The organism is bacterium (genome assembly GCA_035419245.1).
GTDB lineage: Bacteria > Zhuqueibacterota > Zhuqueibacteria > Residuimicrobiales > Residuimicrobiaceae > JAKPUX01.
In genome coordinates this window covers 216,759-239,273 of record DAOLSP010000004.1, presented here as the reverse complement: position 1 = coordinate 239,273, position 22,515 = coordinate 216,759, and the positions used below count along the sequence as shown (strand labels likewise).

The 22,515-nt window shown below is 60.3% G+C and carries 16 protein-coding genes; 6 read left to right on the top strand and 10 right to left on the bottom strand.

Annotation, left to right across the window (positions count from 1 at the left end):
- Window positions 1-36 precede the first annotated feature (36 nt).
- The 10 genes from PLH32_08505 to PLH32_08460 all read right to left on the bottom strand — a co-directional run bounded on the left by PLH32_08505 (window position 37) and on the right by PLH32_08460 (window position 14,534).
- Window positions 37-2,223: a T9SS type A sorting domain-containing protein gene (locus tag PLH32_08505; protein ID HQJ64639.1), complete on the bottom strand. Its 2,187-nt coding sequence runs from the start codon at window positions 2,221-2,223 to the stop codon at window positions 37-39.
- A gap of 29 nt (window positions 2,224-2,252) precedes the next feature.
- Window positions 2,253-3,041 (bottom strand): DeoR/GlpR family DNA-binding transcription regulator, encoded by a 789-nt coding sequence (locus PLH32_08500; GenBank protein ID HQJ64638.1) that lies wholly within the window; start codon window positions 3,039-3,041, stop codon window positions 2,253-2,255.
- A gap of 299 nt (window positions 3,042-3,340) precedes the next feature.
- Entirely contained in the window at window positions 3,341-5,647 is a 2,307-nt protein-coding gene (locus tag PLH32_08495) for a glycerophosphodiester phosphodiesterase family protein (protein HQJ64637.1), read from the bottom strand.
- Window positions 5,648-5,667: 20 nt separating this feature from the next.
- Complete coding sequence (locus tag PLH32_08490; protein ID HQJ64636.1) at window positions 5,668-6,597, bottom strand: hypothetical protein; 930 nt, start codon at window positions 6,595-6,597, stop codon at window positions 5,668-5,670.
- On the bottom strand, window positions 6,584-7,789 hold the full coding sequence (locus PLH32_08485) for a DUF362 domain-containing protein (protein HQJ64635.1): 1,206 nt from the start codon (window positions 7,787-7,789) through the stop codon (window positions 6,584-6,586). The genes PLH32_08490 and PLH32_08485 overlap by 14 nt, the downstream gene beginning before the upstream one ends.
- Before the next feature lie 74 nt (window positions 7,790-7,863).
- Complete coding sequence (locus PLH32_08480) at window positions 7,864-8,931, bottom strand: SGNH/GDSL hydrolase family protein (protein HQJ64634.1); 1,068 nt, start codon at window positions 8,929-8,931, stop codon at window positions 7,864-7,866.
- Window positions 8,915-10,090 carry an acyltransferase family protein gene (locus PLH32_08475; GenBank protein ID HQJ64633.1) on the bottom strand — a complete coding sequence of 392 codons (1,176 nt, stop codon included), beginning with the start codon at window positions 10,088-10,090 and terminating at the stop codon, window positions 8,915-8,917. The genes PLH32_08480 and PLH32_08475 overlap by 17 nt, the downstream gene beginning before the upstream one ends.
- Window positions 10,063-10,719, bottom strand: a complete 657-nt coding sequence (locus PLH32_08470) for a phosphatase PAP2 family protein (protein HQJ64632.1) — start codon at window positions 10,717-10,719, stop codon at window positions 10,063-10,065. Before PLH32_08470 ends, PLH32_08475 begins: the two co-directional genes overlap by 28 nt.
- An 84-nt stretch (window positions 10,720-10,803) precedes the next feature.
- On the bottom strand, window positions 10,804-13,653 hold the full coding sequence (locus tag PLH32_08465) for a hypothetical protein (GenBank protein ID HQJ64631.1): 2,850 nt from the start codon (window positions 13,651-13,653) through the stop codon (window positions 10,804-10,806).
- Window positions 13,654-14,240: 587 nt separating this feature from the next.
- Entirely contained in the window at window positions 14,241-14,534 is a 294-nt protein-coding gene (locus PLH32_08460; GenBank protein ID HQJ64630.1) for a hypothetical protein, read from the bottom strand.
- A gap of 240 nt (window positions 14,535-14,774) precedes the next feature.
- Here PLH32_08460 and PLH32_08455 point away from each other — a divergent pair, with 240 nt between their 5' ends.
- The 6 genes from PLH32_08455 to PLH32_08430 all read left to right on the top strand — a co-directional run bounded on the left by PLH32_08455 (window position 14,775) and on the right by PLH32_08430 (window position 22,372).
- Entirely contained in the window at window positions 14,775-15,716 is a 942-nt protein-coding gene (locus tag PLH32_08455; protein HQJ64629.1) for an MBL fold metallo-hydrolase, read from the top strand.
- Complete coding sequence (locus tag PLH32_08450; GenBank protein HQJ64628.1) at window positions 15,713-18,247, top strand: helicase C-terminal domain-containing protein; 2,535 nt, start codon at window positions 15,713-15,715, stop codon at window positions 18,245-18,247. The genes PLH32_08455 and PLH32_08450 overlap by 4 nt, the downstream gene beginning before the upstream one ends.
- Before the next feature lie 50 nt (window positions 18,248-18,297).
- Window positions 18,298-18,795 (top strand): carboxypeptidase regulatory-like domain-containing protein, encoded by a 498-nt coding sequence (locus PLH32_08445; GenBank protein ID HQJ64627.1) that lies wholly within the window; start codon window positions 18,298-18,300, stop codon window positions 18,793-18,795.
- A 42-nt stretch (window positions 18,796-18,837) separates the two neighbouring features.
- Window positions 18,838-19,764 (top strand): tRNA epoxyqueuosine(34) reductase QueG, encoded by a 927-nt coding sequence (gene queG, locus PLH32_08440; GenBank protein ID HQJ64626.1) that lies wholly within the window; start codon window positions 18,838-18,840, stop codon window positions 19,762-19,764.
- A gap of 277 nt (window positions 19,765-20,041) precedes the next feature.
- Window positions 20,042-20,740, top strand: coding sequence for a MerR family transcriptional regulator (locus PLH32_08435; GenBank protein HQJ64625.1), 699 nt, complete (start codon window positions 20,042-20,044; stop codon window positions 20,738-20,740).
- Between the two features lie 150 nt (window positions 20,741-20,890).
- Window positions 20,891-22,372, top strand: coding sequence for a DUF4070 domain-containing protein (locus PLH32_08430; protein HQJ64624.1), 1,482 nt, complete (start codon window positions 20,891-20,893; stop codon window positions 22,370-22,372).
- The last annotated feature ends 143 nt before the right edge of the window (window positions 22,373-22,515 follow it).

Sequence of the window (22,515 nt, the reverse complement as noted above, 5' to 3'; positions counted from 1 at the left end):
TGCTGTCTGGGCAAGCCGCGCAATACGTCCTGCAGCCTACCGGATCAATACCATTTTGCCTGTCTGCCGTTTCCCTCCTGTTAAAAGTTCGTAATAATAGATACCGCTGGTTAACTTATGCGCCGAGAGGGTATAGTCATGGGAGCCGGCGCTCATCATGCCAAGATGGTATAAGGCGGCGCTTTCGCCGCGCACATTGTAGAGCCGGAGCGTCACCTCGCCGGCCCTGTCGAGTGTAAAAGGAATGCAGGTTGCGTCGTTGAAGGGATTGGGATAGTTCTGGCCGAGGGTGAATCCCGCGGGTTGGCGCTCCGAAGGTCTTCCGGGCACGGTGGTGCCGCTGTTAAAGGTGTAGACCAGATGCTCACTGCCGAAGCGGTCGGGCGCGGCATCGACAAAGGTGAAGGGTGTGACCGCGCGGTTGGTTTGCAGCAACAGGGTCAGTTTTTGCTGTTGCACCGCCAGCGGCATCATGGTGAGCGGGAGGCTCAACTCGGTCTGGGCGCCGGAAGTGGCGCGTGACAGGCCGCTCACTTGCGTCCAGCTCCAGTCGGTGCCGCCGGTGCCGGTATATTGCCAGAGGGCGAGGTTCTCCATCATGAATTCGGCGCCGGCGGCGGCGCTGTCGGCATAACGATACCCGGTATCCGGATTGTTGTCGATGTCGAAGAAGACATGGTAGAAATAGCCACTGCCGAATGCGGCGAGTGTGGTGAACTGCAAATAGAGATTGGTCGCGTCGTGAGCGGCGTAGAGATCCACGAGGTCGGCGGCGGCATCGAGGCCATCACCGGCTGCTTCAACGGGATTAGGCGGGGTGTCGAGTGCAGTTATGCCGCTCCAGTCGGTGAAAAGGCCGTCGATGGTGATCAGGGTTTTCGAGCCCGCCGGCGGGGTGGCCTTGAGCGTGCGCAGGTTTTTATCTTCATTGCCAAGGGCATCGCGGGCGCGCACCAGGAAGGTATAGGTCGTAAAGTTGGCCAGGCCGGTGACCTGGTACTCCCAGGTTTGGCTTGCGCTTTGCCAGGTTGCCGGCACCTGATCCAGGCGAGTTGCCGTGGCGATGCTGAAGAGCGGCGCGTCACTGTAATAGACGGTGAAGGAAAGGGGCGCCGATTGATCCGTGACCTGACGCCAGCGGAGCCTGACCGCACCGTCGGAGGCTACCGCTTCCGTCAGTCCGATGGCTGAATTCCAAGTCGGGGGATTGACATCGACGGGATGGCGGTGAAAGACCTCGTAGCGGATCTCGTTGAGAGAGGAGGAGGATATAAAATCGCTCCAGCCCAGTCCCAGGACCTCGACGACCTGTTTGTTGATGGCGGCGGTCTGGCTGGCGGAGTAGTAATCAAGGGCGATCACCGCAAAGCCATCGGGTTTGGCGGCCTCGGTGTTGATTTTGGCCGCCCAGACGGCCCGCTCGCCCTCCTTGAAATACGATTCAAACATCACGCCGTCAATGAAGGGGCGGATCGAATGGGCATAGGCGGTGGCGAGATCGGGATCGAAATAAAAGAGCCCGCGGTTGGCCACCAGGTATTTGTCCGGATAGACTGCGTGCAGCCAGCCGACCAGATCGGACATGGCCACCACCATCCAGCGATAGGGCCAGGGCGACCAGGGAGAGGCGGTATCGATGGTATCGAGAAAGAGCCCGTCGCAATGCTTGGTGTTGAGGATATTGTCGGTGCCGGTCGGGCTGGTCTTGAGAAAACTGCGCCAGGAGGAGTCTCCGGCGTTGACGTAATAGCTTCCCCAGTTTCCGTTCATGTCCGGCTTTTTGTCGTGATCGGCATCATCTAGGTACCAGGAGGCATAGCCGGCGTTGGTGTAGACGATCGAACTGGTGCCCCAATCCCAGTAGCAGGGACCGCGGCCGTCGCCGGTCCGGCTCCCCTGATGATCCTCACCGATCGAAACGTAGCCGATGACGATGACATCATCGGCGGTGCCGGCAAGGCCGTCGTGGCCTTTCTTGAGTTCAGCGACCTGGGAGGCGGAAATATTGGAGGGTTCGAGGATGACGAGGTCAAAATCCTTGGCGCGGAAGAGTCTGTCGTTATCCCATCCGCCGTAGTAGCAGAGGTAATCGGAGCGGTCATCGATGGGGAGCCGCGAGGAGGCAAGAGCGGCCGGCGGGATCGCGAGAAGAAAGGCCAGAGCAAGGACGGTTTGCAGGCGCTTCTTAAGGCTGTACGATCGGAGCGGGGTGAAAAGCTGCATGTACAAATCCTGTTGGTTGGTTTTGAATTTCAGACGATGATGACCTCAATTCCGCGTTCCTGCAGGCTCTGCCGGTCGGATGCCTTGATTTGGCCATCGGTGATGAGATGATGGGCGGCGCGGACCTCAGCGATGACCCCGAGACTACGGCGGCCGATCTTGCTCGAGTCGGCGACGACATAGACGTCAGTGGCGCTGTGCAGCATCATCCGGTTGATCGTCGCCTCCTGGAGATTGGGAGTAGTCAAGCCGTATTCGCAATGGATGCCATCGACGCCGAGAAAGAGCTTGTCGGCGGTGAGGCTACGCAGGGCCTCTTCGGAGAGCGGCCCGACCAGCGAGAAGGAATTCTCGCGCACCACACCGCCGATGAGGATGACCTGATTTTTACTCGCAGCCAGCTCAAAAGCGATATTGATCGCGTTGGTAATGATCGTCAGCCCCGTCCGCGCCTTGAGGGCCCGAGCGATGGCGGTGGTCGTCGAGCCCGAATCGAGGATGATCACCTCGCCGTCGCGGATGAGCTCGGCCGCCTTGCAGGCGATCCTGTCCTTTTCGCGCGTATGAATGTGCTCTTTCTCGAGAAGGGCCAGGTCGATGACGGTCGGATTATGGACGAGGATGGCGCCGCGGTGGACCCGCTTCAGAACGCCGCGGCGTTCGAGCACTTGCAGATCCTTGCGAATCGTGACTTCGGAGGTTTCCATCAGTTCGGCCATTTCCGCCACAAGGATGCGGTTTTGAACTTTGAGGATCTCTTCAATCCGGTCGCGCCGTTCCTCGGCAAGCAGCAGGGTGCCACTGGGTCTGGACGCCATTTTTTGGCGATCTTTCGTTTGATTTCAATGAGAGAAATGCGGCATTACGAATGGTTATTTATGATTACTATTGCTTTCGAATTGTACGCATAATTCGCGGAAATTGCAAGATAATTTTCAATGCCGGACATTTTTTTTATCAGAGAAGGTGGAAAGAGGGTACAAGGGTAAAGCGGGTTGAAGCCGGCCGCGGGCAGCCTGGGGTCGGGGGGAGGCCTTCCTCCCGGACGTCCGACACGGGCTGACAGCGGCCGGCCGGCAAAATGCGGGGCCGTGATCAGGGAAGTGAGGATTTACTCTTATTTGAGGAGCAGCATCGCGCGGGTGGCCGTTTTTCTCCCGCTGCTCAGCTTGCATAAATAGAGGCCACTGGCTGCGGGGAGGCCGTGCTCGTCCAGTCCATCCCAGGTGGTCCGACCGGGGCCCGGCCCCTGGAGGCCCTGCACCAGGCTGGCGATTCGGCGGCCGAGCAGGTCATAGACCGCCAGATCGACGATCTCCCGGCAGGGCAGCAAATAGTTCAGGGTGGTCGAGGCATTGAAGGGGTTGGGATAGTTCTGCGACAGTCCGAATGCCTCCGGCTGGAGCGGATGGTAGCCGGCCGAGCTGGTGATCTGGCGGCCGTCGTAGAGGAAGAGGATCTCTTCGGCGCTGAGGGCCCGATTGTAGATCTGGATATCGTCGATCCTGCCCTTGAAGTAGACGCCGCCGGTCTTGCCGATGGTGGCAATCTGGCCCGCTTTGACGGTGCCGGTCAGGTTATGACTGTCCTTGAGTTCACCGTTGAGGTAGATCATCGCCCTGGTGCCGTCGTAAACGCCAACCAGGTGGATCCATTCGCCGGCGGTGAGATCTGCATCGCGAATCCCGGGCCGCTCCGCACTGACATTAGTGGTCACCTTGAAGCGGAGTTCGTGGATGCCCTTGTCCTCGTAGAGGACATAGGTATCGCTTTCCGAGTCGTAGAGCGGGCCATAGGCGCCGCGGAGGTTGTTGGGTGTGTAGGCCATCCAGGTCCAGAGCGAGAGGGTGACGGCCGGGGTATTGATGTCGAGGGAAGGGGAGGCCGGCACCAGGATAAAATCGTCGACGCCGTCGAAGAGGAGGCCGTTGCCGGTGTGGCCACCCGACCAGGAGATCCCGTTTTGCAGGGTGCCGTGGTTGGCATTGCCGGAGTAGTCGGGCAAGGTGGTTCCCGCCTCTTCATCAAAATCCCAGGCGGCGACCAGGCCGGGCCGGTACGGCCAATAATTAAAGTCCGCGGTTTCGGGTTCGACGATAGGGTTGGGATGGAGAGCCTGATCTTTGACGCCGGTGACCGTCAGGGTGCAGGGGCTTTTTTCGGGCAGGGGCGAGGTAGTGAGCATGACCGAGAGCGAGTCGAGGGCGAGGCGCGCGCTGGTGACGGTCACTCCGGGTTCGATCCGGTAGTTGGCGGCGGCCTGGGCGCTCTCTCCCTCCACCCGCTCGTTGAAGCGGATCACCAGATGATCGGGCCGGCCGTAAGCGCGGACTGCCGTGACCTGCGGCGGGCGCAGGTCCGGGGCGGTGGTCGCCTGTGCCTCATTGCTGTACGTGAGGCTGTAGAGTCCGGCGGTATTCTTGGCCCGGATGCGGTAAAAGAACTGTGTCGATTCGAGGCGGGTATCATCGATATAGGCGGTGGTATCGATCACGGTCGCCAGCAGAATTTCGGGCTGGGCCCGCGTGTCGCGATAGATTTCGTAGGTTATGGAAGGGCTCTCCGGATCCTCCGCCGGCAGCCAGCTCAGGCCGATACGGGTTTCGTCGACTACCGGAGGTAGGAGCACCACCTCCCCCGGGGGGGTGGTATCGAGCAGGGCTCTGGCGATGTCGGGAAAATTGGTGGTGAAGGCATCCGCCCCCAGCTTGATCAGGGGGAGCATTTCGGAGGCGCTGTTGACAGTCCATTTATTCATCTTGACGCCGCGGGCGTGGGCCGAATCGAGCAGGGCCGTGGTAATGGCGCCATCGGTCCCGACCCATTCTCCGCCGATACTCGCGACCTGCTTGATCTGCGCCAGAGCGATGGTGCCGAAGAGCTGAACCGGGATGGAGGGATCGAGTTGCTTGGACCGGCTGAGATGGCTGAAATTGAAGCTGCTGATTATCACCCGGTCCTGCAAGCCGCGCTGCTGGACAGCGGCCACGACCTTTTCGACCACCGTGGGTGCGGTGCTCTTGATCTCGATGACCACACCGACGCGGTAAGAGGCGCGCAGAGCCAGGTCCAGGGCTTCAGCCAGAGTCGGAATCTTCTCGCCGGCAAACAGGGGACTGAACCAGGAGCCAGCGTCGAGGGCACGCAGTTGCTGGTAGGTCATGGTCGGGATGGTCCCGCCGGCGCCGGTGGTGCGCGCGACCGCTTCGTCGTGCATCAGCATGAGCGAATCGTCGCTGGAGAGCCAGACGTCCAGTTCGAAACAATCGGCGCCGATTTCAACGGCTTTGGCATAGGCAGCCATGGTGTTCTCGGGAGCGAGGCCGGAGGCGCCGCGGTGGGCGATGATCGCCGTGCCCGCGTGGAGCACAGCGGAAACCGCACAAAGCATCAGGGTGGAGAAAAAGATGGTATTTCTGAACATGGCAGATCCTTCCTGGTCTATCAGGGTTGCGGGAGATGAAGCTCGATCTGGATGGTGCTGCCGTTGCAGGTGATACGGCCATATTCCTGCTGGAAATCCCTGAAGAGCAGGGTGTCTCCGGCCGAATGCACCGGGCTGAGATAGGGATCGAGGTGGGTGGCGGTATAGGTAAATGCGGAACGGGCGGCGGCGGAGTCGGGATAGAAGAAGCGCAGGCAGGTTTCCCGCTGGCCATCCCTGCCGGGCCGTTCAACCGCGACCCCCATCACCCGGCCGCCGAGCTGCAGCACATCCCCTTCGCCTAGAGTACAAAGCGGCTGCAGGCTATAGGGCCCGGCGATCAGCAGTTCGGAGCCGGGGATGCGCTCTGCAGGCATGGCGGCCAACCAGTCGCGGGCCGGTTCGTCGGGAAGCGTGACCAGCACTTTTTGCAGCAAGGCGACCATGACCGGCAGCACATGCTCCACGCCACTCAGATTGGTGATCTGAATGTAATAGCGCCCCCTGAGGGCGGCAATCTGCCATACGCTGCCGGTGTTGCGGCACTCTATCCCTGCAACCGGCTGTTCCACGCCCTTGCGCGCCAGATAGATGCCGAGGGCGGCATCCGGCGATGCCATACGGTAGAGATCGAGGGTGAGCTCCGCCTCGCCGCGGCAGTAACGCTGGACGGTCAGTCCGGCAAAGCCGAATTCCAGGAAGAGTTCAGCTCCGCCATCGATGTAGCCGTAGAGATTTTGCGCGACATAGGTGCGGGTTGCACCGCAGGGACCCCATCCCGGAAAAAACGCCGCGCCGGGGAGGCCAGCGGCGGGCGCAGCGGGCTTTTGACTTTGCGTCAAACCGGGGACGGCGGTGCAGAGCCATACCGCCGCGAGTAGTACCACAATCAGCCCGTGTTGCCCGGTCCGGCGCCGGTTCGCGGGCCGTGGAGGATCAGACAACGACATGGGTGATTTTCTCCGGCGAGGCCACGCCCAGTCCCAGCTTTTCGGCATAGCGAAGGTACTCGGTGAAGCGGGGATGTTCGTTGACCTTGACATTCATCTGCTTGCGCTTTGCCACCAGCAGGTTGTGACAGACCATGTCAAGGGCGAAGGGATCGGTGGCGAAAAAGAGGGTATTGTAGTCCCAGGTGAACTGGGCGGCGCCGTCCGGGCCGCCGTCATACTGGCCGCGCAAACCATCGGTGATGTTGAGGGCCAGCTTATCGCGGATGGCCGGAAAAGCGAGCACCTCGGTGCAGACGTCGAAGAAGAGGGGCCGGTGGAGGCGCGCAGTGTTGCAGATGGCGGCATAACCGAGGTTTTTCGTGGCCATCGAGACGCCATTACCGGTGTTTTTAAAGACGGGGAGGTTGATGATCCGGGTCAGCCTTTGGGTCACCAGCTTGCCGAAATAGGAGTACTGGCCGTTGAATACGTGCTGGTTGAGATAGGCTTCCGCCTTGTCGCCCTCCACATCGGCCCAGTAATAGACCGCCTGATCGTAATTACCGGCGCTGACATGGGTACCATCGGCTTTCAGCCAGCGGCTGTTATCGCTCTTGCCTTCGGCGGCGGCCTCGTCCATGGTCTGTAATCCTTCGATGGCGATCCCCGGGAAACGCTCTGCGGTAAAACCCGCATCCCTGAGCATATAATCGAACCGGTCCCAGATGACAATTTGATCCCGTTTGAGGCCGCAGCCGGTCAGCCAGGCAATGACGGCATCGACCAGCTCGAGATGGGTGGCGATGACGCCCGGTCCGACCGGATTGACCTTAATGCCCACGATATCCTTTTTGCTGAAAAAGAGCTTGAAGGCTTTTTTCATCGTGGTGCCGGTCAGCTGTTGCAGCCCCTTTTCGAACATGGCCGTGACAGCCTCCGGCTGGACGCGGCTTGCCCGGGCGGCGGCGTCGTCGGTCACCTGCACCACGTAGCCGGGAAAGGGTCCTGGCAGGGAGCGCGCTGTTTTCGGAATTTTAAGCGCCTCATCGATATTGGTCCTGGGCCTGGCCGGCGGCTGAGGCTTTTGTGCCTCCTGTGCCCAGGCTGCAGGTGTCCCGAGCAGCAAGCCCACCCCCGCGCCCAGTTTGAGCATTTCCCGGCGGTTAAGCGAGGAAATCAGTTCCATGGAATGGTAGGTCGATTTTTTCATAGACTCCTCCTGCAAAAGTATACAAAAATCCCGGCAGGAAAGCAAAAGACTTTTGTACTGCGGGGCCGGTTTCGCTACCTCACCAGGGTGATGCTCTGCATCCGGTTCACGTCGCGGCTTTGAAACCAGACCAGATAGAGTCCGCTGGGGCAGCCGGCGGCCTTCCAAATGAGGTCGTGCGGCCCGGCGCATATGGGACCGTCGCAGAGCCGCGTCACTTCCCGCCCGGTGAGGTCAAGCACCGTCACCCGTAGTGGACCCTCCCTCGCCAGCTCAAACCGCAGGATCGTGGTCGTGTTGAAGGGATTGGGAAAGTTGGGATAGAGCCTGAACTCTGCCAGCGGCGCGCCTGCGCGTGGATGGATCGGTGTATAGAGCAGGACGTGAGCGTGGACCACCCGCTCAAACAGCAGATGGTGACCGGCGTTGTTCAAGTGAATGTGATCGCCGCAGTCATAGGCAGGGAGGATGTTGCCGGTGCTGTCCGCCAGGCCGCTCCAGAAATCGAGGGCATGGGTCCAGATCCCGTTGGAATAACGGCTGAGAATCGAGTCCCGCATGACTTTAAGGGCATCGCGTTGGCGAGGGTCGCGGAAATTGCGCGGCTGGGTGGTTGAGAACCAGAAAGGAATTTGATAACGGCTGGCATAGCCGGCGAGGGTATCAAAGTTCGCAATCTGTTCGGCGATCGAGAAGTAGTTGGCAGCGTCGTTGCTGGGCAGATTGATGATGATCGCTTTGGGATGCAGCCTCACGGCCTGGGTGATATTGTGATATTCGAGCGGGGTGAATCGCCGGGAGGGCGGAACGAATCCATCCGGCATGATCTGGTAGGTGGTAATACCGCCGACCGCTAGATTGATGACATCCAGGTCTGGCGTGTAATACTGCAGATAGCTCCGGTACCGGTTGACCCAGGCGCTGTCCGCCGGAACTGCGCCGACTCCGGCAGCAGTGGAAGAGCCCAGCACAACCACAACCTCTTTTTCTGTGCTGCACCCCGAGGCCCGGTGCACATCGCCGGAGCCGGCGTTCATGCCAGCCGGCGGTCTGCCCGATGCACTCCCACGGCCTCCGGCCAGAATCAGGAGGATCAGAATGGCGATGCCCCGGTTCAAATTCTTCTCATCCGCTTTCCTCACGGGGGGCTCCGGTTGTTTTTTTCAGAATCCAGGGGTTGGCCTTGAATGGCAAAAACATCAGGGAGAGCCAGGTGTTCCTGCTGACGAACTCACCGAACAGGACGGGCAGCGCGACGCCGGCCAGAATAGCCAGAATACCGGCAGGGACCGATAATGCCGGATTGGCTCCCTGCAGCCGGTGCGCGGTATGTTGCATGATGATAAAATGAAAAATCAGAACGAAAAGACTTTTACTGCCCACCCGGGATAAGGCCGGGCGCACCAGCCTGATCCTGGCCGATACCGCTGCAAGCGAGAGGACTAGATAGATCATCGCGAATGCGTTGACAGTCGACAGAAAGAGGTTGTCGTAGCGTCTGAGATTCAAATCCATCGAGGCCCGGGTGGAATACTGGATCACGGCGACGATCGCGACCGCTAAGATCAAGATCTCCCGCCGGATGGAAAACTGCAAAAGAAAGTCGCGCAGCAAAAATCCGCTGAGAAAATAGAAACCGGTCAGGGGCACCAGATCGATGCTCAGCGGCAGTCCGGCCTCCCGGTAAGAATGGGCGAGGATCCGGATAGGGAAGGCCGTGGCTGGATGAAGGATCAGGACACCCGCACCCAGCAATCCGAAAAGCAGCAGGATCCTGGCGTAAAGTGTTCGTCTCCTGATTTGCGTAATGCGGACGAACACCCAGGAAAAAAGGATGACGCTAAAAAGATGCGGTAAAAACCACAGCGGCCGCCAGCGCAAGGGCAGAAGATGGCTGGTGCCGTAAAGGATGCCAAACAGATACCCGCCCGGGTCCGCTTGATGCCGCGCCACTTCGATGATTCCGTAGAGCAGCAACGTGACCAGGTAGGGTTTCAGCAGGGCATCCGCTTTGTCGGCGAGAACCCGGCCGAAGGGTTTGCTGTAATTGAAAAAGACTCCCGAGACAAAAAAGAAAAAGGGCAGCCGGAACGAGGTGAGAAAGTTGTTCAGCGGAATCATCCTGACCAGCACGGGACTGTGTCCGATGACCACCAGGATGATACTGATGCCTTTGGCAATATCAATGACCACATTGCGTTTTTTGAGCTCATTCACCATGTAGAGTTCCAGTGCGACCGACAGAGAGAAGTGCAGAGGGGCCGCCCGGCAGATCAGGCCCGGGCTTTTTTCCAGTGCCATTTTGTAATGGCCGCATTGGCTGCCCAAACAGCGGCCGGGAAACAGATCAAGGCAACGCCGACTCCCGCCAGCACATCGCTGAGAAAATGCACGCCCAGGGCAATCCGCGAATAACACACCGTCAGCGCCACGATCACCAGCACGAGCTTCAGGAGGAAGACACGGCGCGATTCCTTTCTCAGGAAAACAAGAAAGGGAAGGATCAGGGCCGTGCTTTCGGTGGCGTGGCCTGAGGGAAACGAGTGGGTGATGGGCCGGGTGACGGGCTCGATCTGACCTGAGTAGGCGATGAAGGGGCGGGAACGGCCGATCAGCACTTTCAGCCCCTCACTGGTCAGGCCCGAGAGGACGAACGCCAGAACCATGAGCAGGTAGAGGGCTCTCGACTTGCGCAGGGCCGGCCGGGTGAAGGGCAGCAAGTAGGCGAGGGTGAACACAAAGATGGCTCCCATGCCATACCGGGAGACCAGGGAGAGGAACAGGATCAGGCTCGTATGCTGGCGGAGCGTTTCATGGGCGAAGACGATGCGGCGGTCGAGTTCGCTTTGTTGCCAGATGGCCAGAGCCAGGATCCACAACCCCGCAAAGAGAAGCAGCATCCAAAGTGTTTGTTTTTTGGTCAGGCTCAATCCGTCCTCCAGACTCGTTCTCGTGCAAACGGTCCCTGTGGGACCGTATCGTCGCGATGCTGAAATTGGCGACATTCCAGCAGGTTAAATGGGCAAGCCCAGAATCGCCTCCGTCCGCCACTCCTTTTCACGCCAACGCCAGGCGATGCGTACGCCGAGATCGAGGATAACCGGGAGGGAGAAGAGGTTGACATCGGCGGTCAGCTCGACGCCGCTGGCGTGGTACCGGGTGTTGCGGCCCTGCAGGCTGGACCAGCCGCTGTCATGGAAGAAGAGGCTTTTCAGCCGTTGCACATAGAGAAGGGCCCAGAGGTGCTGATCGGGATAAGCGAGCGGCAAGGTATAATCGATAGCGAGGCGGCCGATGCGGTCCTGGTAGCGGTAGCCGTAACCGCGCGGGAAGCGGATGAGGCTGCTGTACCGGTAGTTGGTCGGTTTCTGCTCCTCATAGTCGGCGTGCAGCGCCAGGCCGTGGCGGCGAGCCAGGCCGGGCAGGTAGAGGCTGGCGCTCAGGTTGACTCGCCGACCCTGATAGCTGCTGCTCCAGGGGGTATGGTTGAATCCGGCCCTGAGGCTCTGCCCATAGACCGGCAGAATGTCCGCGGCGGCTTTGCGGTAGTGGTAGAACTCGATGGCATAGCCCAGGGATTTCCACCAGCCGTTCTGATTGTCCCAACGGTCAAAGGCGTTGTCGTCGCTGATGGCGCTGATCCAGGTCAGCCGGGCGGCGCTTTGCAGGGTGAGGCCGGTGTTGTAGCCGCCGCGGCTGAGGTTTAGCGGCAGGCGCAGGCCCGCCTGGGCGCTCTGTTCCCGCCAGGTATAGCGCTGCAGCCGGCCGGCCGTATTGCGGTAACTGGAGGCGCGGTGGCCGTAGATCACGCCGGCATCGATGAGAGGATACAAGCGCGCCCAGGTGAGGCGGGCACTGGCGGCGCCGGCTTTTTCATCGCGGTCATAGTCATAGCCCGCCGAGGCCTGCAGGGTGCCGAGCAGGTTCTGCGAGTAGAGCCGCCCGCCGTAGGTGCGCGCGGTTTCGTCGGCGGTGATCTGCCAGCTGTGCACGCGGATGAGATCGTTCCGGAACCCAAACGCACGGACCGGATAGTGCTCGGTGGAGAGATCCTGGATCGCATCGGCGCCCGCTTCCTGGGCGGCGACGGGATCGAACCAGGAATTCTCCATCACCGGGAGATGCGCGATGGCGGTCCAGCGCGAGGAATCCAGGGCCATTTCCGCGACGTGGTAGCCCTCGAGGTCATAATCGCTGAAGAGCAGCCGCCGGCCGTCGGCTGAGACCGCTGGATAAAAGGCGCCATAGGGCCGCGCGGTGACCCGAAAGAGGCGGCCGCTGCGGCGTTGCACCGCAAAGATCTGTTCGACGTCGCCGTCGTTGCTGCTGAAGAGGATCGACGCCCCGGACCAGACCGGGGTGGTGATGCTCCAGGCACCAGGGGGGATGATATCTTGCATCCGGCCGTCGTCGAGAGCGATGACGGTCAGGGCCCGGCCTGTGGCAGTCAAGCGGCTGCAGACGATCTCGCGGCCGTCCGGCGACCAGGCGGGTGTCATGAGAAAATCGTTATCGGGATTGTCAAAGCGGCGGATTTCCGTGCCGGTTTCGGCGTCGAGCAGCACCAGGTGGCACAGGTTATCCTTCTCAAGGAGGATGGTTGCGACAGTCCGGACGTCCGGGGCAAGGGCCGGGGCGAAACAGCGGCTGCGGGCGGCGAGGGTCTTGCGGGCACCGCTGGCGAGGCTGCAGATCCGGATGGCACGGAAGTCCTGATTGCCCCAGCGCGGGTCATAGGCCCGTTCCGACCAGGCCAACAGCCCGCCCCCGAGGCTGTGCGGGCTGCCGTCGACCGGATTGGGGTGGAAAAGGATCTCCTCGCGGCCGTCGGGATGGATGCGGACGAAGGCGCTCTGGTCCGCCAGCCCGAGCTTGAGGGCGATGACGGAGCCATCGTCGGAGAATTGCGGCGCCTGGTAGACCGTCCAGAAGCCGGCATTGCCGCGGTCCCAGCGCCGCACGGAGTCGCCCGGTGCTGTTCGCTGTTGCGCCAGGTTCGCCCGGTAATGGGCCTCCAGTTCGGCCAACATCGCCGCATGGCTTTTCATATAACCCATCCCGGTGCGGCGCTTGAGAGCCCAGGAGAAGCGATAGGGAATGAATGGCAGGGTCGCCGTGCTTTTCAAAATCCCGGGCCAAAGAGCGGCGCCCTGATGGCGGCGCATCCAGGTATTAAGGACAAAACCATATTCGTAGGGATTGGCGATCCAGTTCTTGTAGGAGCCGAGATTCATCTTGTAGTACGAGTAGCGCCGTCCGGAGAGCAGCATCGTGCGGATCGGCATCAGGAATTCGGGCTGGCGGCCGCGGCCGCCGCGGGTCAGCGCGGTTTCCATCACCACAGCATCCCCCTCGAAGAACCAGGTCGGTGTGGAGATGCCGGCCCCGGCGAGCCAGCCGTACTCGCCGAGGGACCAATAGAGCAAGCGGTTGAACCCCTGTTTTAGCGCCTGAAACTGGACGACATGGCGATACTCATGGATGGCGAGTAGGGGGTACCAGCCGACCGGACCGGTCAGACCGACTTGCGGTGGGGTGTTGTACCACTCGCTGCGGCGAGGGGCGAGGGCGACAAATCCGTTGCTCACCGTGTTGCGGGTATGCAGGATCAAGGGCAGCCGGCCGGGTCGGACGCCGAGGGTCTTGCAGTCCGCCGGATAGATGTGCTCGAGGAGGTTGGCGATGTGCTGGGCCTCCTTTTCGATCTCCCGGGGGAAAACGATCTCGAAGTGGGGCGAGTCCAGAGACTGCCACGAAACCCCGGGGGGGACCTGGGCGGTGCCGAGCTCGAGGAGTTCGGACTGGGCGAGGAGGGCATTGACGCAGAGCAGCAGAATGGAAACTATATGACGTAAAACGGCCATGAATTGTCTCCGGGTAAGGATTTCTTAAAGATAAACAATTCATGGGGGAATACAAGAAATATTTCGCGAACGCCTCCGCAACGATGCCGCAAAAGTGAGCGATGCGATGTTCCCAGCGCAGCAGCATTGCATGAGTACATCGTTATTGCCAATTGCGACTGCGCAAGATATTAAAGGGCTATTTTGCGGGATGAGGACCGGGAAGTGAGCGTCTGAGTTGGTTTGGTGCTTTGAAAATGGAAGAGGCGTAGTGTTATTGATTCGGTAAAGGGCATACTTCCATAACCCACGTGGATTGCTTTTCTGGGAAAAATGGGGCACTTACCGCGGCGGGGCAATCGCAGGATTTTGTCCTGCAAACTCCACATTGGTGGATATTCAGGTAAGCAACCGTCAAGCCATCGGAATGTGGCCGCATTTCGGGCAACGTTCGTAGCGGCGCACATTCTCTCCTCGAGAGAGGGCTGTGTCCATCAGAGAATTTTACACCAGGGATCCGCAGCCCGGTAAAAGCCGACCGGCCCCCCCGGGCTGGCGGGCGCTCCCCCATCGTCGCAGCATGGAGGGCCCCTAAGCGGGACTTTTCTTTAGCTTCGGTGTAGAGTTTGTTCAACAGACCACCAAAGCCCTCCTGCGCGGCCGGGGTGCACTTCTGCCAGGAGGTCCGTGTTGGCGGCGGTGATGATGCGCGCCCGCAGCGGCAAGGTGCCGACATTCGGCTTTGTCGAGGCATAGTGCTGGGCGCCGAGCTTCATCGCTTCGACCGCCGTATCGAATCCCGTGTGGTCGGTGACCATGACTACCGGCAGGTCGGGATGGCGCTCCCGGATGCGGCGCAGGGTCTGGAACTCTATCTGCAGGATCTGGCTGCGGCGCACCATATTTTGCAGGAATTCACTCGTGCCAAGACGCAGGTCGACCTTAAGTCCGCTGGATCCCTGGAAAGCCCTTTTCAGTGAGCAGCGGTGTGTAAATTTTTAACAAATTAGCCAAATTATCGATTTTGTCAATCATAATAAAATTCGGCGCGGTGCGGCTTTCGCTGCTCACCCCTGAAAAAGGATTGGAATCCTCAATTATTCTCCCTATTTTGCTGTTAACCCCTTCCAGTGGATACCCTTATGTTTACCTATGATCAAAAAGGCATTCAGATTGCGGGCGTGGAGCTTTGGCTCGACGCCTTGCGCAAGGTGAGCTTTTCCTTCGTCTCGCATGGCCATACCGATCATCTCAAGAATCACACCCGCATTCTCGCCACGCCCGCGACGGCCTGTTTCCATGCCCTGCGCGCCAAAAAGGCGGAGGCGAAGACGCTGAATTTCGGCGAGACCCTCGAGATGGCGGGGATGCGCATCCGTCTCTACCCCGCCGGTCACATCCTCGGATCGGCGATGATCCATATCGAGCGCGACGGCCTCTCCCTCCTTTACAGCGGCGATTTCAAGCTGCGTCCCAGTGCCACCTGCGAGCCGATCGAAACACCGCACGCCGATATCCTCATCACCGAAAGTACCTTCGGCCATCCGCAGTATGTGGTCGAGCAGAGCCGCGAGGCGTTGATCGCGGAGCTGACCGGTTTTATCCGCGACTGTCAGCGCGCCGGTTTTACGCCAGTCGTCATGGCGTACACTCTGGGAAAATCCCAGGAGGCGATGAAGATCCTTGGCGATCTCGGTTATGGCGTGCAGGTCTATCCCTCAATCTGGCAAATGGCAGAAGTCTATCAGCAGTGCGGCGTGATCTTTAGCAATTGTGCGCTTTGGCAGGGGGCCGGGATCGGCGCGGAGGAGGTGCTGATCGTACCACCCCACGTCGCCTTCACCCGCGCCCTGCAGTATGTTCCACGGCGCAAGACGGTATTCCTCTCCGGCTGGGCCAACGGCAGCCAGGGCCCGGGCTGGCGCTGCGATCACCGCATTCCACTCAGCGATCACGCCGATTTTCACGAACTCATTGAATTTGTCGGCCGGGTCCAGCCGCACAAGATCTATACCACCCACGGATTCGCCGAATTCCCCGGCTATCTGCGTGAACTGGGCTATGATGCGGAGCTGCTCGCATGAGCGCGATCGGCGCCTACCTCTCTGAAGCGGTCCGGGAGCGGATCCGCGCTACGATCGACGAGGCGGGCGGCAACGAGGCCTTCTTCATCGGCTACACCGAGGAGGATCTGATCGTCCACGATGTCGCGGTGGCGGCGCGTGGCCACAAAACCGCGGTGCCGGTGATCACCCAGCTCGCCGCCGAGGCCGACGTGGTGATCCACAACCATCCCTCCGGACACCTCACTCCCTCCGAGGCCGATCTCGCAATCGCCGCGGCCCTCGATCCCTTCAGCGTCGCCTTTTACATCGTCGACAACCAGGCTGAGCAGATTTATGTGGTCGTCGAGCCCTTCGCCAAGCGGGAGATCGTCCCGCTCGATGCCGATGTGCTGATCAAGATCGTGCAGCAGGGGGGAGCGGTCTCGCGCGAACTCCCCGGCTACGAGGAGCGTCCGCAGCAGGAGGAGATGATCCGCGGTGTTGTGGAGGCCTTCAATTCGGGAAAAATTGCGACCATCGAGGCGGGGACCGGCACCGGCAAAACCCTGGCCTATCTGATCCCGGCGATCCGCTGGGCGCTGCAGAACAAGGAGCGGGTGGTGGTCTCGACCAACACCATCAATCTGCAGGAGCAGCTGATCAAAAAAGACCTGCCCTTTCTTCAGAAGGTGCTCCCCGACCCCTTCACGGCGGTGCTGGTCAAAGGCCGCGGCAATTATGCCTGTCTGCGAAAGGTCGGTGACCTCAGCAGCGAGCTTGATCTGCAGAGCGACGAGGAGGAGGAGCGTGAGGAGCTGAAACAGCTGATCGACTGGGCGCGCAATTCCAGCGACGGCAGCAAGGCGGACCTCGCCTACATTCCGCGTGAGGTGGTTTGGGAGAAAATCGCCGCCGAAAGCGACACCTGCACCCGCAGCCGCTGTCCCTTTTTCCGCGATTGTTTCGTCAACAAGGCACGCCGTCATGCCGCCCGTGCCAATATCCTCGTGGTCAATCATCACCTCCTTTTCGCCGACCTTTCGATCCGCTATCAGATCGGCTCGATCAGTGAGGCTGCGGTGTTACCGCCGTACACGCGCATCATCTTCGACGAAGCGCATCACCTCGAAGATGTGGCGACCAATTATTTCGGCGACCGGGTTACCCGCGCCGGGATCCTGCGCATCCTCAGCCGACTCCACCGCCAGCAGAAACAGGTGCTCAAGGGGCATCTCCATACCGCCCTCTACAAGCTGCGGCGCCGCCGCGGCCAGGTTGACGGTGCCCTGCTCGCCCGGGTCGAGGAGACAATCACGGGTCGCCTAGCGCCCGAGGTGGCTGCCCTACACGACGCCACGCAGGAGCTGATGGACCATCTCTACGAGGCTGTCAAGGGCTTTGCCCAGGAGAACCAGGGCTACGAAATCAAGCTGCGGCTGGTGCCGGAGGTGGTCCAGGCCCTTCTGGTCGACAGCGGGCTGAGTCGGCTGATTCAGGAGTACGTCACCAGCATGACCGATCTGGCGGTGGGATTGGCGCATCTCGGCGGCTGGGTGCACCAGTTACAGTTAGGGCCCGAGGACGATCTGGCCTCGACTGTCGTCGAGATCAAGGCGGCCTCCGACCGTCTCGCCGCTGCTGCCGCGGTGATCGGCGAAGTGGTTTTCAAACAGGATGAGGAGAATATCCGCTGGATCGAGGTGCGCCCCGGCTACAAGGGGCGCCATATCGTCCGCTTTCAGAGCTCGCCGCTCGATATCGCGCCGATGATGCAAAAGGCGGTCTATGAGAGCTACGAGACTATCGTTATGACCTCCGCGACCCTGGCTGTGGAGAATTCGTTCGAGTTCCTGAGCAAGCGCATCGGCCTCAGCGCCCTGGCGCCCGAGCGCCGCAGCGAGCTGCTCCTGCCCGCCCCCTTCGATTACGAGAAGCAAGCGGTGGTCTGCATCCCCACTGACATCCCGGATCCCAACGACCGGTCCTTTTCGGGCGAGCTCGGCAAACTGATCTACCGCTCCGTCGCTATTTCCAATGGCCGGGCCTTCGTGCTCTTCACCTCCTATGGCCTGTTGACGATCATCTACCGTCAGCTCGAGGATTCGTTCAAAAAGCTGGGCATCACCCCACTGCGGCAGGGCGAGGAAAACCGTCACGAGCTTTTAGCGCGATTTCGCCGCGACAAGAGTTCGGTTTTGTTCGCCACAGACAGCTTCTGGGAGGGCGTCGATGTTGAGGGCGAAGCGCTCGAGAACGTCATCATCAGCAAGCTCCCCTTCAAGGTGCCCAACGAGCCGGTCATCGAGGCGCGCTGGGAGGCGATCGAACGGACGGGAGGCAATCCCTTCATGGAGTACGCCGTACCCCTGGCGGTGCTCAAGTTCAAACAGGGATTCGGCCGGCTCATCCGCCGCAAGAGCGACCGCGGCGCGGTGATCGTATTGGACAACCGCGTGGTCAAAAAGGCCTATGGCAAACGCTTCATGCGCTCGCTGCCGCCCTGCCGCACCGTGATCGGCGGCAAGGAGCAGGTCTTCGCCGAGCTGGTCAATTTTTTCAACCGACGCTAATCGCTTCCTCATGAAGCGCGTTCCTGGACCCTGGATGAAAGGAATGTGCCATGAAACCGATCCATTATCTGCCCGTTCTGCCGTTTCTCACCCTGGCTTGCACCAAAACCGTCGAAAAAATCGTTTACCCGGAGAGTAACGCCAATTCCGACAAGGGGACTATTGTCGGCCTGGTCAAACAGACGGATAGCCGGGCCCATGTGATAGTGCGCCAGGCCGTTGCTGTCGATACGGTGCAGATCGACCCGGCCACCGGCGAGTTCCGCATTGAGAACCTGACGCCGGGGAACTATGACCTCAGCATCAAGGCGGCGGGTTACGGCACCACCTGGATGCGCGGTGTAATCATCAACCGCGGCACCGTCAGCTGGGTCGGCGAGATCACTCTCGCCCGCGTGCCCCTCGAATTTCCCCTGACCTTCTCCTTTCGCACCGTGCAGTCGGCCAACACCAAGTATACGGTCACCATCAGCGCCGATGCCGCCGATCTCTACGGCACGACGATGCCGGCGCCCTATTCCTTTGTCTTCATCACCGAGCCGGAATAGGGGAAAGCCTCTGGACCTTAAAACGGAAATCAGCAGGCCGGAATGATGGAATTGAAATCCACCATTGTGGAGCGCGCGCGATCGCTCGGATTTGACCGCATCGGTTTCGCCCGGGCCAAGGCGCTGCCGGAACACATCCTGATCCACCGGCTCCAGCAGGGATACTACAGCGGCTTGAAGTGGATGGCCGAACGGCTCGAGATGCGCCTCGATCCGCGACAGCTCCTGCCCGGCGCGCGCACGGTGATCGTTGCGGCGATCAACTATTACGCGGCCGAGGAGCCTCCGGAGGCGCCGCATCTGGCGCGGGTCTCGCGTTATGCCTGGGGGGAGGATTATCACCGGGTCATCCGAAAGCGGCTCAAGGCCCTGCTGGCCTCCATGAAGGAGCTGGTTCCCGGTGCGAGCGGACGCCTTTGCGTCGATTCCGCCCCGATCATGGAAAAGGAGTGGGCGCGACGTGCCGGGATCGGCTGGGTGGGCAAGCACAGCCTGGTCCTGGCCCCGGAGCTGGGTTCCTGGATTTTCCTCGGCGAGATCATCACCGATCTGGAGGTAGAGCCCGATCAGCCGGTTGCGGAGCGCTGCGGTGCCTGCACCCTGTGCCTGGAAGCGTGTCCCACCGGAGCGCTGGTAGCGCCCTACACCCTGGATACGCGGCGCTGTCTGGCGTGCCTGACCATCGAGAGCGAAGCCGACCTCCCGGAGGAGGTGCGCCGGGCTCTCGGCAATCATGTTTTTGGCTGCGATATCTGCCAGTCGGTCTGTCCTTGGAACCGGAAATGGGCGGTGCCGGCTGTTGATCCGGTATTCCAGCCGCGGCCGCTGTGGTTATCGGCCGGGCTGGATGAACTGGCCGCCTGGTCCCCGGCGCAGTTCGCAGCGGCGGCGAAGGGTTCACCCTTGCAGCGGCGGAGTTACGCCGGTTTTATGCGGATGGTGCGGGCGGCGCAGGCGAACCGCAGGTAATACCTCGTCCCCACCTCGGTGCCGCCAAGGATCTGGTGCCCACCCTAGGATCTCGTCCCCTCCCTGGTGCGCCTCATGCTCTCGTCCTCGCCCTGGGCTTCTCTCCTCCTCACCCTATATCGCCTCCCATCCTGCACCCGAACGTGCCGGCGCGCCCCCTTCCTTGCGGCATCAATGCGAAAAAAGTATAAAAATCTCTTGCATTCGGCCTGAATATTAACTATAATGTATACGTATACTGATACATTAAAAATAATCTATACGATAAGGGATATTTATGGAGAATAACCTCTACGACCAGCAAGAGTTTCTGCAAAAAACCGGTCTTTCGCCGGAAGATCTGGCCCAATGGGAAAAGAACCATCTCCTCCACAGCGAGGTGCGGATCGACAACAACCTGCCGGGGTATACAGAGGAGCATCTCCGGGCGGCGCAGCAGATCCAGAATTTGGTCCAGATCGGCTACAGCTTGCCGGAGATCCGCAAGATCCTGAAAAAAGTAGGCTTGCCGAATCGGGGCGAGAACGGGAATGGACGCCTTGCGGCCGAATACCTCACCGTCGGCGAACTGGCCGAACAGGCCCAGGTCAACAATCGCACGATCAAGTACTGGGAGGAGCGGGGGATTATCACGCCCGATCGCCGCACCAGTGGTGGTTTCCGGCTCTATGCCAAACACTGGGTGCAAATCTGCCAGCTGATCCTGGATCTGCAGAATTTCGGCTATACCCTGGAGCAGATCAAGGAGCAGGCCGATCTCTACCGTTTTTTGCTGGAGCTGGAGGCGGACAAGTCGCACAGCCATAACCCCCAAGCGGCCCTTGGGGCGCTGGAGGAGATGGAACGGCAGATGCAGGCTCTGTTTGCGCGAATGAAACTGCTGCGGGAGGGCATCGAGCGCTGGGAGGCCATGCTCAAGAAACGGCGCAAGGAACTGGCGCAGCTCAAAAACGAGTATGCCCGGCCGGGGGCCTGACAGGCCGGCCGGATGGGGGCGAGTTGGGCGGAACCAGCGCAGCTCAAAAACGACTAGGCCCGGCCGGCATAAGATAATCCGGCTGGAGGGTATGCCATTGAAAAGTGTTGGCCTTATTAACCGGGGGCGGAAAAGGGAGGATGAAGCATCATGCGTGTATTACTGCTGTACCCCGAGTTTCCCGATACCTTTTGGAGTTTCAAGCATGCCTTGCGTTTCGTGCGCAAAAAAGCCTCATCGCCGCCGCTGGGATTGATCACGGTCGCGGCGCTCCTCCCCTCGACCTGGGAGAAGCGCCTGGTGGACGTCAACGTCGCCCGCCTGCGCGACCGCGACGTCGCCTGGGCCGATATTGTGATGATTTCGGCGATGATCGTACAGCGCGAATCGGCGCATGCCTTGATCGCGCGCTGCAAAAAAGCGGGCAAGACCGTCATCGCCGGCGGCCCCCTCTTTCTCAGCGAATACGAGGCGTTCCCCGAGGTAGATCATTTCATCCTCAATGAGGGCGAGATCACTCTGCCCCTCTTCCTCAGCGACCTCGCGCGGGGCTGCCCGCAGCGGATCTACAAGACCAGCGAGTTCGCCGAAATGAGCATGTCGCCGGTGCCGATGTGGGAGCTGGTCGATTTCCGTAAGTATGAATCGCTCAGCATCCAGTATTCACGCGGCTGCCCTTTTCAATGTGATTTCTGCAACATCACGGCAATGCTCGGGCGCCGGCCGCGCACCAAGAACGCGCGGCAGATCATCGCCGAACTCGACCGCATGTATGCGCTGGGCTGGCGCCGCAATGTCTTTTTTGTCGACGACAACTTTATCGCCAACAAGCGTCAGCTCAAGGAGGAAATCCTGCCCGCCTTGATCGCCTGGCGTCGCGGCAAAGCGGGCTGCAATTATCTCACCGAGGCCTCGATCAATCTCGCCGACGATGAGGAGTTGATGACGATGATGGCCTCGGCCGGTTTCAACTCGGTCTTCGTCGGCATCGAGACCCCGGATGAAGCGAGCCTGGCCGAATGCAATAAAGGCCAGAACGTCCACCGCAACCTGGTGGAATGTGTCCAGGCCATGCAGCGCCACGGCCTCCAGGTGATGGGCGGCTTCATCGTCGGCTTTGATCATGACACCGACTCCATCTTCGACCGGCAGATCGAGTTTATCCAGAAGAGCGGGGTGGTGACGGCGATGGTGGGGATGCTTCAGGCCATTCCCGGCACACCCCTCTTCGCCCGGCTGCATGCCGAGGGCCGGATCGTCCACGAGATGACCGGCGACAATGCCGACGGCACGACCAACATCATTCCGAACATGGGCCTCGAAAAGCTCAAGGCAGGATATGCCCGCCTCATGGCGGAAATCTACAGTCCGGAGAAATTCTACGCCCGCATCAAAACCTGTCTCCGCCTCTATCGCCCTTCCAAAACGCCGGTACGGCTGCATTTTGCCGAGCTCTATGCCTTTATGCGCTCGATCTGGAAACTCGGGACCGTCGGCCAGGAGCGACGCCATTACTGGCGGCTTTTCTTCTGGACCCTCTTTCACCGGCCCCGCAGTCTGGCCCTGGCCGTCACCCTGGCCATTTACGGCTTCCATTTCCGCACGGTGAATGCGCTGAACGGCATCCGTTGACCGTCAGTACTAATGTCCCCAATGTGTATTTTTTGACTTTTTCCTTGATTTTCAGGATCATGAAAGTTATATTGCTTTACATACTTTCGCCATCTATGACCTACAATGCACATGAACATTTTCCATCCTGATACCGCCTAACA

Coding starts and splice junctions, on each gene's coding strand:
- PLH32_08505 (HQJ64639.1), bottom strand. CDS start 2,223: ATGCAGCTTTTCACCCCGCTCCGATCGTACAGCCTTAAGAAGCGCCTG.
- PLH32_08500 (HQJ64638.1), bottom strand. CDS start 3,041: ATGGCGTCCAGACCCAGTGGCACCCTGCTGCTTGCCGAGGAACGGCGC.
- PLH32_08495 (HQJ64637.1), bottom strand. CDS start 5,647: ATGTTCAGAAATACCATCTTTTTCTCCACCCTGATGCTTTGTGCGGTT.
- PLH32_08490 (HQJ64636.1), bottom strand. CDS start 6,597: ATGTCGTTGTCTGATCCTCCACGGCCCGCGAACCGGCGCCGGACCGGG.
- PLH32_08485 (HQJ64635.1), bottom strand. CDS start 7,789: ATGAAAAAATCGACCTACCATTCCATGGAACTGATTTCCTCGCTTAAC.
- PLH32_08475 (HQJ64633.1), bottom strand. CDS start 10,090: ATGGCACTGGAAAAAAGCCCGGGCCTGATCTGCCGGGCGGCCCCTCTG.
- PLH32_08465 (HQJ64631.1), bottom strand. CDS start 13,653: ATGGCCGTTTTACGTCATATAGTTTCCATTCTGCTGCTCTGCGTCAAT.
- PLH32_08460 (HQJ64630.1), bottom strand. CDS start 14,534: ATGGTGCGCCGCAGCCAGATCCTGCAGATAGAGTTCCAGACCCTGCGC.
- PLH32_08455 (HQJ64629.1), top strand. CDS start 14,775: ATGTTTACCTATGATCAAAAAGGCATTCAGATTGCGGGCGTGGAGCTT.
- PLH32_08450 (HQJ64628.1), top strand. CDS start 15,713: ATGAGCGCGATCGGCGCCTACCTCTCTGAAGCGGTCCGGGAGCGGATC.
- PLH32_08445 (HQJ64627.1), top strand. CDS start 18,298: ATGAAACCGATCCATTATCTGCCCGTTCTGCCGTTTCTCACCCTGGCT.
- queG (HQJ64626.1), top strand. CDS start 18,838: ATGATGGAATTGAAATCCACCATTGTGGAGCGCGCGCGATCGCTCGGA.
- PLH32_08435 (HQJ64625.1), top strand. CDS start 20,042: ATGGAGAATAACCTCTACGACCAGCAAGAGTTTCTGCAAAAAACCGGT.
- PLH32_08430 (HQJ64624.1), top strand. CDS start 20,891: ATGCGTGTATTACTGCTGTACCCCGAGTTTCCCGATACCTTTTGGAGT.